The following is a 13441-nucleotide window of genomic DNA, read 5'->3' on the forward strand; positions in this document are numbered from 1 at the left end:
CAAGCGTGTGGGGAGCCTCGCGTTGAAGCTCCCCCCACCCTATTCACCCGGATGCCCGATCCGGGGGTTCAGCCGGAGGCGAGTCCAGCGGCCGGACGGATCCGCGACGCGCCGCGGGAGGGCCCGAACGCCGCCAGCACCGCGAGCACCACGACCGCCATCGCGCCGATGACCAGCGGCAACACGACCTGCAGGCCGGGCAGCGACATCTCGATGCCGGTCGAGAGGATCGCGATTTCCGCGTAGACGAACCCGAGGACGCCGCCCCCGATCACGCCGACCAGGGCCAGCATGATCGCTTCAGCGATGACTCCGCCCTGCAGTCCGCCCCTAGTGACGCCCAAGGCGCGCCTTAGCGCGAGCTCCTTGCGGCGTTCCTGCACGGAGATGGTCAGCGCGGTGCCGATGCCGGTCACGGCGACCGCCACGGACAGTCCGAGCAGGACCATCATCAGCACGGTGCCCAGGTGCATGTACCGGTCCGCCTCGGCGCGCTCGTCCGCGTCGGTCTGCACGATCACGGTCGGGTTGTTCGGCAGAGCGGCCTGCAGTCCCGCCCGGAACTGCGCCGGGTCGGCGCCGGGCTTCAACGCGACGAGCACCTTCTCCGCGGGCCCTGAGGTGGGGCCGGCGATGATCGGCAGGTAGCCGGTGATGCTGCCGGGAACCGTGCCCACGACCTTGTACTGCGTGCCGTCGGCCTCGACGAACGGCCTGCCCTCCCAGTGCGGCGGCACGATCGCGGTCCCTGCGACGAGTTGCTCGGCACCGGACACGTTCTGCGCCTTGAGCCAGGCCCTGAACTCCTCGGGGTCGACGCTCGCGGCGCTGTCCGAGGTCTTGTGCAGCACGACGCTCGCGGCCACGTCCGGCTGCGCGGGGATCGCCGGCAACGGCCGCTCGCCCGCGTCCACCACGGTCGCGTCCGGGCGTTCCTCGTTGGCGTACTGGTACGTCATCTCCTGCGCGCCACCCAGCAGGACCAGGAAGAACGTCACCATCGAGCTGGCCAGCAGCAGCGGCAGCGCGACGGACGCGGACCGCTGCGGCATCCGGCGCACCTCGGCGCCGGCGAGCTTCCACTGTGTCCAACCTGTACCACCGATCTTGCCGAACAGCCGCGCGATGAACGGCACCGTGACGGGGCCGAGGATCCAGAACAGCCCGGTCACCGCGGCGATCGCGGAGAACGTCACGGAGAGAGGAGCCGCGACCGTGCCCTTGGCTGCGATGGCCAGCATCGCGAGCAGCGCGGCACCACCGGTGAACAGAACACCGAACACGAGCCGAAGGCGGCGAACGGAGCGAGTCGGCACCTCGCTGTCCGCGTCACGCAGTGCGGCCAACGGCGACACACGAGCGGCGTTGATCGCGGGACGAACGGCCGCCATCACGCTCAGCAGAGCGGCCACGACGACTCCGAGGACGACGTAGCCGAGCGACGGCAGCAGCTCGGGACTCAGCTCCACCGCGCCGAACAGCACCGAGATGCCGGTGGCGTCGAACGTCCTGGCGAGCAGCCACGCCATCGGCCCGCCGAGCAACGCACCGCCGACGCCGGCCACCGCACCCGTCACGAACGCCTCGAACAGGCTCCTGCGCACCAACGGACCGCGCTGGGCACCGATGCACCGCAGCAGCGCCGTCTGCCGTTGCCGTTGCGCGTAGACCGCGCGGAACGTGGCCGCCGCGACGAAGACCGCGGTGGCCAGTGCGAGCACGCTGAACGGCAGCAGGATGAACGTCAGGTCGTTGCCGATGCTGTCGGCGTCCGGCGACGGGGTCCTCACGACGTACGAGGCACCCGCCGCGGCCTTGACGGCGTCCCGGCCACCGCCGAGCACCCAGATCTCCTTGGTGAACGGCGCCGGGTCGAGAGCGCGTGCCAGGTCCGGACCGGCGACCAGGACCGGGCGCGCGTCCATGCCGCCCTTCTTCATGATCCCGCTGACGGTCACCTCGACCGGTTTGCCGTCCGCGGCGGCGAGTTCGATCCTGTCGCCGGGCTTCAGGCCGCGCTCGTAGGCGGTGATCTTGTCGACGGCGACCTCGCCGTTCGCCGCCGGGGCCTTGCCCTCGGCCAGCGGCCAGCGCACCAGGTCGGGCTGCTGGACGTGCACCTCGGCCCGGTGCTGTCCCGCACGGCCGTTCGCGTCGAGCAGGTCGGCCTGCGCCACCTGCACCGGCACCGCCCTGCCGACGGCGGAGAGCTTGGCCAGCACGGCGTCGTCCAGCTTCGGCCGGTTCGCCTCCGTGGTGCCGTACTCGGCGGGTTCGGTGTCCACCACGTGGCTCACCGACGACGGTGTGAGGGGCGCGCCCTCGTCGACCGATCGGGTGAGCGCGTCGCTCAGCACCAGGGCGGCCAGCAGGCAGGCCACGCCGACGACGAGCGCGACGCCGGGCAGCAGCGCGCGGCCCGGCCGGGCGCGGAACTCGGCGACGCCGAGCCGCAGGGAAGTGGACACGAATCCTCCTCGGTGACGTCTGACGTCCACGAAGGTAGGAAGGAAGGCGATCAGCGGGCGTCGGACTGGGGTAGCAGGCTCGCGTACGACCACAGGAGGACACGGGGATGATCAACCTCTACGACGAGGCCGCGAACGTGATCGGCGAGGTGACCCGCGAGCGGATGCGCGCGGAGAACCTCTGGCACGGCTGCGTCCTGACCGTGGTGTTCTCCGGCGACGGCGAACAGGTCTACGTGCACCGCCGCACGGACACCAAGGACATCTTCCCCGGCCTGTACGACTTCTCGGCGGGCGGCGTGATCGACGCGGGCGAGACCCCGGACGAGGCGGCGGTCCGCGAGCTGCGCGAGGAGCTCGGCGTCGAGACGCCGCTGACCCCGCTCTTCCGCACCACCTACGTCGACGAGCTGACGCGCTACCACGCGTGGGTCTACGAGACGCGCAGCGACGGCCCGTTCACCCACCAGCCCGAGGAGGTCGCGTGGGGCGGGTGGATGGACGTGGCCGAACTGCGCGGCAAGATCGAGGACCCCGGCTGGCCGCTCGTGCCGGACGGCCGCGCGATCGGCCGGGAGTGGCTGTCTAGGGGCGCTTGAACGTGTGGCTGCGCTCCACCTTCGCCACGTGCAGCGTGTAGCTCTCGTACCAGCTGTCCCGGCCGCGCTTCTGCGCCGCCCGGTGCTCGAGGTCGGTCCGCCACCGCGTGAGAGCGTCCTCGTCGCGGAAGTACGCGACGGTGATGCCGAGCCCGCCTGGGTTCTGGGCGTGGTCCATCCCCAGGTATCCGGGGACGCCCCGCACCAGTTCCTCCATGCGCGCGTTGGTCTCGCGGTAGCCGCTCTGGTCGTCGGTCCGGACGGTGGTGAAGACAACCGCGTAGTACGGGGGTTCGTAGGCCTCGAAGGGCGCATCGCTCACGGCGTCACCGTAACTAGTTCCAGGTGAGCCCGGAACGGATTTTCCAGTACTGCCCGGCGGGTTCGGCCAGATCGGGAAGGTCTGCGTGGACGCGCAAAGCATCCACATTGGACCGCAGCTGCTCCGGGCTCGCCGCGCCGGACAGCACGACGTCCGCCCACGGCTGCCGCACGATCGCCGCCAGTGCGACCGCGTCCGGCCCGACGCCCAGCGCCTTCGCCTGTGCCGCAACCGCTTGCGGAGGTTCCACGACGAGCCGTCCGTTGGCCACGCCCTCCTTGACGATCACCCGCAGCCCGGCGTCGTGCGCCTCCCGCAGGGCCTCCCCCGCCGAGGTCTCCAGCAGGTTCCAGGTGGACTGGACCGATCCGAAGATGCCGAGCTCCAGTGCTTTGCGGATCGTGTCGGCCTGCCGCGGCCCCGATGTCGAGAAGCCCAGCGGCACACCGATCCCGGCCATCGCCTCCTGCAGCGCGCGGTCGGCGAACAGCGGGCTGTCGGCCGTCAGCGAGTGCACCTGGTAGAGCGAGACCCGTGGCAGCAGAGCCGAAGTCTCCTGCCATTGCCGGCTGAACCGCGCGAGCGAGTGCTCCTTGACCTCGTGCACCTCGGCGTCCGGCCGCCAGTCCGCGGTGTAGGCGTAGCCCCACTTGCTGGAGACCGTCACGTCGTCGTGTCCGGGCAGCCACGACGACAGGAAGTCCTCCGACAGCCCGTACGAACGGGCCGCGTCGACCCAGCGGACGCCCAGCTCGTAGGCCGCGTCGAGGACGCGATGGCACTGCGCCCGCATGGACTCGACATCGCGCACGGCGGGGAGCGCGCCCTCACGCCCGAGGTTGATGTAGGCGGGACGACCGAGCGAGGCGAGACCGAGTGCGAGTTGAGCCATGCGGACAACGGTAAACGGCGGCCCCGGAGGACCGCCGCTCACGTGACCCGCCGGGGCCGGTCGATCAGGCAGATCAGAAGTCGTCGGCCGTGCGGATGTGGTTGCGCACCCACTTGCCGGCGTCCTTCAGAGGACCCTCACCGGAAAAGCTGTTCCCGGAGCACGTGCCGCTCTTGAACACCGCACCCGTGCGGTGGTCGTCGGAGAAGTTCCAGTTCGTCCAGGAGATCTTCGCCTCCTTCATGAACGAGATGAACTTGTTCGCCATGGTGAAGTCGTTGGGACCGTCACCGGAGGCCTCCTGCGAACCGAACTCGGTGACGAAGACCGGCACCTGGCTCGAGACCGTGCGCAACGCGTTGAGGTACGAGTCGCGGTGGTCCTTCGCGTAGAAGTGGAACGTGTACATCAGGTTCGAGGCGTTGACCTTGTTCTGGCTGACCTCGTTGATGTTCCTGCCGTCGGACAGGCCGAACGTCGACCAGCCGTGCGTGCCGACGAGCACGAGGCTGTCCGGGTCCTCCGCGCGGATCGTCGGGATGACGGCCTCCGCGTAGGTCTTGACCCGCGACCACGTCACGCCGTTCGGTTCGTTGGCGATGTCGTAGATGATGTTCGTCTTGTCCTTGTGCCGCTGCGCGATCTCCTTGAAGAAGGTCTTGGCGCGCGCGGTGTTGTGGTTCGGGTCGCCCGGCGAGAGCTGGTGCCAGTCGACGAGCGCGTACAGGCCGCGCTTCGTGGCCTCCTCGATGTATCCGTGCACCATGTCGGTGAACTTGCGGGGGTTGCTCTCGTAGCCACCCTCCTGGATGTACATCGAGATGCGGAGGACGTCCGCCTTCCAGTCGTTGGAGAGCGCGTCCAGGGACGCGGTCTTCACGCACTGGGAGTACCACTGGATGCCGTGCGTGCTCATGCCGCGCAACTGGATCTGCTTGCCGTTCTTGTTGCACAGCTTGACGCCGCAGACCTTCAGCTGACCGTTGACCGCCGCGGGCGAACCCGGCGGCAGCGCGGCAGCGGCGAAGTCGCCCTCGGGAGCGGCGACGGAACTGCCCGTCATCACACCGGTCAGCGGGAGCACAACTGCCGCGGCGAGCGCCACCACAGACTTCTGCCAAGACATACAGCGTCTCCTCTCGGACTGCTGGCGGCGGATTAGTTAGGTAAGTTTCCTTACCGTTAAAGGTACAGACGACCATAGGGCCGCCCCTGGAGCGCGTCAAGCGTCTCGTCGCAGAAGAGTCACTGTTCCGGTACCCAGAGTCACCAGTACGTAAAGTGCCAAAACTGCGACGGCGGCCATCGGGCCCAGCGGTGGGTCTTCGACGACGCCCGCGACCTCCCACACCAGGTACGGCACCATCACCGCGGACGCGTCCACGTTCCAGGGCTCCGGCAACATCGGCGTGATCGCGGGCAGACCCCACAGCAGCACGCCCACCACGACGATCGTGACGGCCGTCGACCGCACCGCGAGACCGATCCCGAGGCCGGCCAGACCCGTCACCAGGATCGACAGCACGGCGGCACCGGTCCACGGCAGCACGTCGCCCAGGCCGTCCCAGGGCGCGATCGGCGGCGGCCGGTCCCCCATGATCAGCCGGCTGCCGCCCACGCTGAGGGCGAGCGTGACGACACCGATCACCACGGACGCGGCGGCCACGAGGACGGTCTTGGCGGCCAGCAGGCGCTTGCGGTCCGGCACCGCGGTCAGCGCGGTCAGCCTCGGGTCGGAGGTGGCGACCAGGGCGCCGAGCGCGGCGATGAGGAACTGGACGACCGGCGTGATCACCACGCTGTTGTCGGCGGACGCGAACCGCGCCTGCTCGGCGGCCGGGGACGTGTCGTAGTCCTGGACGATCAGCCACGACAGCAGCGCGCCCGCGAGCACCATCAGGCCGACGGTGCCCACCAGTCCGTACGACGCGCGGACGGTCCGGAGCTTCAGCCACTCCGCGGCGAGCGCGTTCTTCACAGTCCCCTCCCGGAGGTGAGTTCGAGGTATGCGTCCTCCAGCGAACCGTTGCGGGTCAACGCCTCCATTGGCGTCTCCTTGACCAGCTGTCCTCTTGCGACGATCACGACGTGGTCCGCGGTCAGCGCCATCTCGCTCATCAGGTGACTGGAGACGAAGACCGTGCGGCCCTCCTTCGCGAGCCCGCGCATCAGGTCGCGGATCCACCGCACCCCCTCGGGGTCGAGCCCGTTCACCGGCTCGTCGAACATCAGCACCGCGGGGTCGCCGAGCAGTGCCGCCGCGACGCCCAGCCGTTGCTTCATGCCGAGCGACAACGCCCTGATCCGCTTGTGCCGCAGGCCTCCCAGACCGACCTGCTCCAGCAGCTCGACCGCGCGCTTCTCGCCGATGCCGTTGCTCGCGGCGAGCCAGCGCAGGTGGTCGAGCGCCTTGCGGCCGTGGTGCACGGCGGCGGGGTCGAGCAACGCGCCGACGTGCCGCAACGGCCGGTCCAGGTCCTGGTAGCGCCGGCCGGCGATCAGGGCCTCACCACCCGTGGGCCGGTCCAGGCCGAGGATCATCCGCATGGCCGTGGACTTGCCGGCGCCGTTCGGGCCGAGGAAGCCCGTCACCAGTCCGGGGTGGACGGTGAACGACAGGTCCTGGACCGCTGTCGTGTCCCCGTATCTCTTCGTCAGGTTCCGCACCTCGATCATGCGGAAGAGAGTCGGCCGAATCCCGCGGGAAGGGATCGGCCCGTGCTCCGATCACGGGAATCGGACCGTGGTCCGAGGCGATTCGGACGCACGCTCGTTACCGTCGTCGTCGTGATCGCAAGACTGCACCTCTACCTGGTCGACGTGACCGCGGCGCTGGTGATCGGCGTTCTCGTGGGCTACGCGATGGTGGAGCACCAGGACAAGCCGTGGTGGCTCGTCGTCCCCGGCACCCTCCTCGTCGCGCTGCCCGTCGCGGTCCGCCGGATCTGGCCCGTGACCGCGCTGGTGGTCACCACGGCCGCCACGGCGGCGGTGGTGGTCGGTCAGGTGCTGCCGACAGAGGCGCTCGGTGCTCCGGTCGGAGCCGTGTGCTTCGCGCTTTACACGGTGGCCGTCGAACGTTCCCGGACCTGGTCGCTCGCCGGACTCGCGGGCGTCGTGGTCGCCATCTCCGGCGTCTCCGGCGGTGAACCGGAGAACGTGCTGGTCGTCCTCGCGGCGACGACCGCCGTCTGGGTCATCGGCTACACGACCCGGATGCGGCGGTCGTACTTCGCACGGGAAACCGCGCAACAGGCCGAACAGGCCCTCTCCGACGAACGCATGCGCATCGCCCGCGAGCTGCACGACGTGGTGGCGCACAACCTCTCCCTGATCACCGTGCAGGCCGCGAACGCCGCACACGTTCGGTCACCCGAGCACGCGTACGAGGCGTTGCGGGTGATCTCGGAGACGAGCAGGGCGGCGCTGACCGAGATGCGCGGACTGCTGGGCGTGCTGCGCTCCGACGCCGACCTGGCGCCCTCCCCCGGCCTCGGCGGGCTCGCCGGCCTCGCCGACCGCGCGTCACTCGCGGGGGTGCGCGTCACGCTGGACGTGCGCGGCGACACCGCTGTGCCGGAAGGCATCGGGCTCTCGGCGTACCGGATCGTGCAGGAGGCGCTGACGAACGTCGTGAAGCACGCGGCGCCCGCGTCGTGCACGGTCCTGGTAGACGTGACCCCGGAAGCCGTCCGCGTCGAGGTGGCGGACGACGGGCCTGGGGTGAAGGAGCTCGGAGTGGGGCACGGACTGATCGGCATGCGCGAACGCGTGGCCGTCTACGGCGGCACGTTCAGCGCGGGCCCCGGTTCCGAGGGCGGTTTCCGGGTCGTCGCGGAACTGCCGCAGCGATGATCCGCGTGCTGATAGCCGACGACCAGGCGTTGCTGCGCGCCAGCTTCCGGATGCTGGTCGACCACGAACCGGACCTCACCGTCGTGGCCGAGGCCGGCACCGGCGCCGAAGCCGTCGCATTGGCGTCCGAACTGGAGCCGGACGTCGTGCTGATGGACATCCGCATGCCCGAGATGGACGGCATCGAGGCCACCCGGCTGCTCGACGGGCCGCGCGTGCTGGTGCTGACGACGTTCGACCTCGACGAGTACGTCTTCGGCGCGCTGCGGGCCGGCGCCTCGGGCTTCCTGCTCAAGGACACGCCCCCCGCCGAGCTGCTGGCCGCGATCCGCGTGGTGGCGTCCGGCGAGTCGCTGCTCTCGCCGACGGTCACGCGCCGGCTCATCTCGGAGTTCGTCCGGCACCCCGCCGCACCCGCGGTGCGCGGGCTGGAGCGCCTGACCGAGCGGGAGAAGGAGGTGCTGCGGCTGATCGCCCGCGGGCGGTCCAACGCGGAGATCATGGCCGAGCTGCACGTCAGCACCGGCACCGTGAAGACGCACGTCGGGAACCTGCTGGCGAAGCTGCACGCCCGCGACCGCGCCCAGCTCGTGATCGCGGCCTACGAGTCCGGTCTGGCGCGTTAGATCACCGCGTCGTAGGCCCTGATCCGCACGGACGTGATCTTCTCTGGAACCCCGCAGAGGAAGAGACGTCGCCGTGAACCGTGCGGATGACGAGCTCGCCGGTGGTAACGCCCACCTCCAAGACGCTGTCCCGCAGCCTCTGCGGGGTGATGAGCCGGTGTCCGGGTGGCCGCTCGCAGCCGTCGTCCGAGAGGACGCGCGTGGACTCGACCGGCGGAGAAGTCCAGGCAGGTGACCACCGGCGGAGGAGGACTTCCCCACTTCCGCCGGGCCGAGGACCCGCGCAACGCGAAACCGCCCCGGCCGTGTGCAGCGACCGGGGCGGTTCGGTGAAGCGGTACTACAGGTACGTGCCGGTGTTCGTGGCCGTGTCGATCGCGCGGCCGGCGTCCTGGTTCTTCCCGGTGACGAGCGTGCGGATGTAGACGATCCGCTCGCCCTTCTTGCCCGAGATGCGAGCCCAGTCGTCCGGGTTCGTCGTGTTCGGCAGGTCCTCGTTCTCGGCGAACTCGTCGAGGATGGCGGCCTGCAGGTGCCGGACGGAGAGCCCGGGCTGCTTGGTGTCCAGCAGCGACTTGATCGCCGCCTTCTTCGCCCTGTCGACGATGTTCTGGATCATGGCACCGGAGTTGAAGTCCCGGAAGTACAGGACCTCCTTGTCACCGTTGGCGTAGGTGACCTCCAGGAACCGGTTGTCCTCGGACTCCTCGTACATGCGCTCCACGGTGTGCTGCACCATGCCCTCGATGCAGGCCTTCGGGTCCCCGCCGAACTCGGCGAGGTCGTCGGCGTGCAGCGGGAGGTTGGGCGTCAGGTACTTGTTGAAGATGTCCTTCGCGCCCTCGGCGTCCGGTCGCTCGATCTTGATCTTCACGTCGAGTCGGCCGGGGCGGAGGATCGCCGGGTCGATCATGTCTTCACGGTTGGAGGCGCCGATGACGATGACGTTCTCCAGGCCCTCGACGCCGTCGATCTCGGCGAGGAGCTGGGGCACGATCGTCGTCTCGACGTCGGACGACACGCCCGAACCACGGGTGCGGAAGATCGAGTCCATCTCGTCGAAGAACACGATCACGGGGGTGCCGTCGGACGCCTTCTCACGAGCCCGCTGGAAGATCAGGCGGATGTGCCGCTCGGTCTCACCGACGAACTTGTTGAGGAGCTCGGGGCCCTTGATGTTGAGGAAGTAGGACTTGGCCTGCTTGTCGGTCTCGCCGCGGAGCTCCCGCACCTTCTTGGCCAGGGAGTTCGCCACCGCCTTCGCGATGAGCGTCTTGCCGCAGCCGGGAGGGCCGTAGAGCAGAACGCCCTTGGGCGGGCGCAGCTCGTACTCGCGGAACAGGTCGGCGTGCAGGAACGGCAGCTCCACGGCGTCGCGGATCTGCTCGATCTGCCTGGAGAGGCCACCGATGTCGCTGTAGTCGATGTCCGGGACCTCCTCGAGCACGAGGTCCTCGACCTCGGCCTTGGGGACCCGTTCGTAGGCGAAACCCGCCTTCGAGTCGACCAGCAGCGAGTCGCCGGGCTTCAGCGGCGAGTCGAGCAGCGGCTGGGCGAGCCAGACCACCCTCTCCTCGTCCGCGTGGCCGACGACCAGCGCGCGAGAAATGGTGTCCAGACCGTCGTCGTCGGTCAGCACCTCCCGCAGAGAGCAGACCTCGCCGGAACGCTCGAACCCGCCGGCCTCGACGACCGTCAGCGCCTCGTTGAGGCGCACGGACTGGCCGTAGGCGATCTTCTCCGGCTCGACCGCGGGGGACACGGCTACGCGCATCCTGCGGCCGGACGTGAAGACGTCCACGGTCCCGTCGTCGAAACGTGCCATGAAGACGCCGTACCCGCTGGGCGGTTGCGCCAGCCGGTCGACTTCCTCACGCAGCGCGAGCAGCTGGCTTCGTGCTTCGCGGAGGGTGTCTATGAGCTTCGTGTTTCGCTCGGTCAGCTGGCTGACGCGCTCTGTCGCCTCAGCCAAGCGCTGCTCGAGCAACCGCGTGTGCCGCGGGGACTCGGTCAGCTTGCGACGCAACGACGCGATCTCGTCCTCGAGGAACCTGATCTGCGCAGTCAGCTCAGCAGAAATGTTGCCTTGGTTCAGCTCGCCACCCTCATCGGGTTGGCTGCCGGGATGACCGTGCTGCATGTCGGCACCCTCCTCCCGTGTTCGTACCGATTACGGTACCGGCGATCACCGACAAAATGGGGTACTCACAACATCATCTTCGCTCGTGTGGTGCAACGGTGAGGCCTCCAACAGAGGTCAACTGGTCCATCTCGGTGTCCGGTTCGACCGCCCAACCGCTACGGTGCGTCCCAGAAACCACGACCGGCGTTTCGTGTCTCGACACGCCAGACGACCTGCGAGAAGTCCGAGGAGAGGGTCATGGGAGCACCAGGGCGGCAGCCCGGTCCCTACGGTCCGCGACCCCCCTCGGGCGACCACGGACACACCTGGTACAGCTCACAGCCCGGCGACAGGCGGCGATCCGCCGTCGTCCCACCAGGTGGACCAGCGGTTGAGCCGTTCGGTGGTCACGCACCGCTACCCACCTCGTTCGTGTCGGTCGGAGGACCCGCTGGAGCGGGGCTCCGGTGCGACCGGCCGGCGTGCCGCCAACCGGGTGGTTCCGCCGACGCGTCCGGCGCACCACCCCGACAGCGCAGTGCATCGCACTCGATTCCCGGTGGAGTTGCCACAATCGTTATCAGACACGACCTTCGCGCGACCAGATCGCGACTTCGGGGCGTGTGCATGACCACTCACGGGTGTCGATAGACGCCATTCGCCCGCGGGTCGCACGGCGAAGCACCACAATGTCCAGAGAAAGATCACCTCATCCCATCGGGGGAGTTTCGATGACCTACCCGCCGCAGCAGCCCGGTCCCTACGGGCAGCAGCCGCAGCCCGGTGGGCCGTACGGGCAGCAGCCGCCGCAGCAGCCGGGTCAGGGCCAGCAGCCCCAGCCGGGTCACGGCCAGCCGCAGCCCGGATACGGCCAGCAGCCGCCTCCCGGGTACGGGCAGCAGCCCGGTCAGTACGGCCAGCCGCAGCAGGACCCGTTCGGCCAGCAGGGACCGCCCAGCGGTGGCTTCCAGCAGCAGGGCCAGTACGGCCAGCAGCCGGGCCAGCCCGGTCCGTACGGGCAACAGCCCTACGGCCAGCAGCCCTATGGTCAGCAGCCGTACGGCCAGCCCGGCGGGTTCGGCGGTCCCCCGCCCAAGAAGAGCAACACCGGCCTGGTCGTCGGCGTCATCGTCGGTGTGCTGGTGCTCCTCGGTGGTGGCATCACGGCGGCCGTCATGCTCACCGGCAACAGCTCCAGCAGCTCGTCGCCGGAACCGGGTTCGAGCAACAACGGCAACAACAGCGGCGGCGGTGACGAGGCCGACGTCAAGGAGGCCGTCGAGGAGTACATCTCCGTCGTGACCTCGAAGAACGAGAGCAAGGCCAAGTCGATGGCCTGCAAGGCCATGCTCGACGAGGCGGCCGAGCTCGAGAAGAAGCTGACCCCCGAGCAGCGGAAGCTGGCCGAGGACGCCAAGAAGCTGCCGGTGCCGAAGATGACGTACAAGGGCGCGACCGTCTCCGGTGACGAGGCGACCGTCAAGCTCACGATCAGCGGCGACTACGGCGGCACGCCCCAGACCATCGACTCCGAGCTGAAGTTCAAGAAGGAGTCGGGCGACTGGAAGGTCTGCACGCTGGCCAAGGACATCAAGATCCCGACGACGCGCTAGTCGTCGGCCGGTCGGTCCGCTTCATCCACTTCGGGGGAACTCCATGACTTACCCGCCACAGCAGCCGGGGCCCTACGGCCAGCAGCCGCCGCAGCAGCCCGGCTACGGCCAGCAGCCGCCGCCGGGGCAGCAGCCGGGGTACGGCCAGCAGCCGCCTCCCGGGTACGGGCAGCAGCCCGGTCAGTACGGCCAGCCGCAGCAGGACCCGTTCGGCCAGCAGGGACCGCCCAGCGGTGGCTTCCAGCAGCAGGGCCAGTACGGGCCGCAGCAGGGTCAGTACGGCCAGCAGCCGGGCCAGCCCGGTCCGTACGGCCAGCAGCCCTTCGGCCAGCCGGGCGGGTTCGGCGGCCCTCCGCCCAAGAAGAGCAACACCGGCCTGATCATCGGCGTCGTCGTCGGCGTGCTGGTGCTCGTCGGCGGTGGCATCACGGCCGTGGTCCTGCTCTCCGGCGACTCGGGCGGCGGCGACAACAACGCGGCGACGGGCACGAACACGGACCCGACGGGCGGCACCTCCTCGAAGCCGGCCACGCCGTCGTCGAAGAGCTCGTCGAGCGGCGGTGACAGTGACGCCAAGAAGGTCGCGAACGAGTTCACCGAGAGGATCATCGAGGGCGTCCACGCGGGCAACAGCACCCCGGACGACGTCAAGGACCTCGTGTGCTCGGCGGAGTTCCCCAAGCTCAAGCCCCAGAACGCCGCGCCGAACCCGAGCGTCAAGGCCACCGTGTCGGAGGTCAAGACGTCGGGCAGCACCGGCACGTTCAAGCAGAGCATCACCGGGGTCCAGGACCCGAACAACCCGGGCAAGGTCCAGTCGGGCGCCATCATCTACAAGCTGTCCAAAGAGGGCGGCGACTGGAAGGTCTGCGGCATCGACAAGCTCGAGGGCAACTGACCTGACGCACGAGGGCCCCGCACTCCGGTGGAGTGCGGGGCCCTCG

The 13441-nt window shown here is 69.3% G+C and carries 11 protein-coding genes and 1 pseudogene; 5 read left to right on the top strand and 7 right to left on the bottom strand.

Annotated features, from left to right (window positions below; translation table 11 throughout):
* Positions 1 to 68: 68 nt before the first annotated feature.
* The gene (locus LX88_RS24975; RefSeq protein WP_258950248.1) at positions 69 to 2468 is read right to left on the bottom strand and encodes an FtsX-like permease family protein; all 2400 of its coding nucleotides are present in this window, start codon (positions 2466 to 2468) and stop codon (positions 69 to 71) included.
* Positions 2469 to 2575: 107 nt separating this feature from the next.
* Between LX88_RS24975 and LX88_RS24980 the strand changes: the two genes are divergently transcribed.
* Positions 2576 to 3067 (top strand): NUDIX hydrolase, encoded by a 492-nt coding sequence (locus LX88_RS24980; RefSeq protein ID WP_258950249.1) that lies wholly within the window; start codon positions 2576 to 2578, stop codon positions 3065 to 3067.
* On the opposite strand, the gene LX88_RS24985 is transcribed toward LX88_RS24980, so the two are convergent.
* The 5 genes and pseudogenes from LX88_RS24985 to LX88_RS25005 form a co-directional block, all read right to left on the bottom strand.
* Positions 3054 to 3389, bottom strand: a complete 336-nt coding sequence (locus LX88_RS24985; RefSeq protein ID WP_258950250.1) for an antibiotic biosynthesis monooxygenase family protein — start codon at positions 3387 to 3389, stop codon at positions 3054 to 3056. The genes LX88_RS24980 and LX88_RS24985 overlap by 14 nt on opposite strands.
* A gap of 13 nt (positions 3390 to 3402) precedes the next feature.
* Positions 3403 to 4281, bottom strand: a complete 879-nt coding sequence (locus tag LX88_RS24990; RefSeq protein WP_258950251.1) for an aldo/keto reductase — start codon at positions 4279 to 4281, stop codon at positions 3403 to 3405.
* A gap of 73 nt (positions 4282 to 4354) precedes the next feature.
* The gene (locus LX88_RS24995; protein WP_258950252.1) at positions 4355 to 5407 is read right to left on the bottom strand and encodes a glycoside hydrolase family 5 protein; all 1053 of its coding nucleotides are present in this window, start codon (positions 5405 to 5407) and stop codon (positions 4355 to 4357) included.
* Positions 5408 to 5503: 96 nt separating this feature from the next.
* Positions 5504 to 6259: an ABC transporter permease gene (locus tag LX88_RS25000; protein ID WP_258950253.1), complete on the bottom strand. Its 756-nt coding sequence runs from the start codon at positions 6257 to 6259 to the stop codon at positions 5504 to 5506.
* Positions 6260 to 6315: 56 nt separating this feature from the next.
* Positions 6316 to 6957, bottom strand: a pseudogene (locus LX88_RS25005) (ABC transporter ATP-binding protein); the annotation flags it as partial.
* 111 nt (positions 6958 to 7068) lie between these two features.
* On the opposite strand from LX88_RS25005, the gene LX88_RS25010 reads away from it, so the two are divergent.
* Together LX88_RS25010 and LX88_RS25015 are read left to right on the top strand one after the other, a co-directional pair.
* A complete protein-coding gene (locus LX88_RS25010) occupies positions 7069 to 8136 on the top strand; it encodes a sensor histidine kinase (RefSeq protein ID WP_258950254.1) in 1068 nt (355 codons plus the stop codon).
* Complete coding sequence (locus tag LX88_RS25015; RefSeq protein WP_258950255.1) at positions 8133 to 8762, top strand: response regulator; 630 nt, start codon at positions 8133 to 8135, stop codon at positions 8760 to 8762. The genes LX88_RS25010 and LX88_RS25015 overlap by 4 nt, the downstream gene beginning before the upstream one ends.
* 340 nt (positions 8763 to 9102) lie before the next feature.
* On the opposite strand, the gene arc is transcribed toward LX88_RS25015, so the two are convergent.
* Positions 9103 to 10902 carry a proteasome ATPase gene (gene arc, locus LX88_RS25020; RefSeq protein WP_258950256.1) on the bottom strand — a complete coding sequence of 600 codons (1800 nt, stop codon included), beginning with the start codon at positions 10900 to 10902 and terminating at the stop codon, positions 9103 to 9105.
* A gap of 713 nt (positions 10903 to 11615) precedes the next feature.
* On the opposite strand from arc, the gene LX88_RS25025 reads away from it, so the two are divergent.
* Together LX88_RS25025 and LX88_RS25030 are read left to right on the top strand one after the other, a co-directional pair.
* Positions 11616 to 12497: an Rv0361 family membrane protein gene (locus LX88_RS25025; protein ID WP_258950257.1), complete on the top strand. Its 882-nt coding sequence runs from the start codon at positions 11616 to 11618 to the stop codon at positions 12495 to 12497.
* 43 nt (positions 12498 to 12540) lie between these two features.
* The gene (locus LX88_RS25030; RefSeq protein ID WP_258950258.1) at positions 12541 to 13395 is read left to right on the top strand and encodes a hypothetical protein; all 855 of its coding nucleotides are present in this window, start codon (positions 12541 to 12543) and stop codon (positions 13393 to 13395) included.
* Positions 13396 to 13441 lie beyond the last annotated feature (46 nt).

This window comes from Lentzea californiensis (genome assembly GCF_024648825.1).
Lineage (GTDB): Bacteria > Actinomycetota > Actinomycetes > Mycobacteriales > Pseudonocardiaceae > Lentzea > Lentzea californiensis.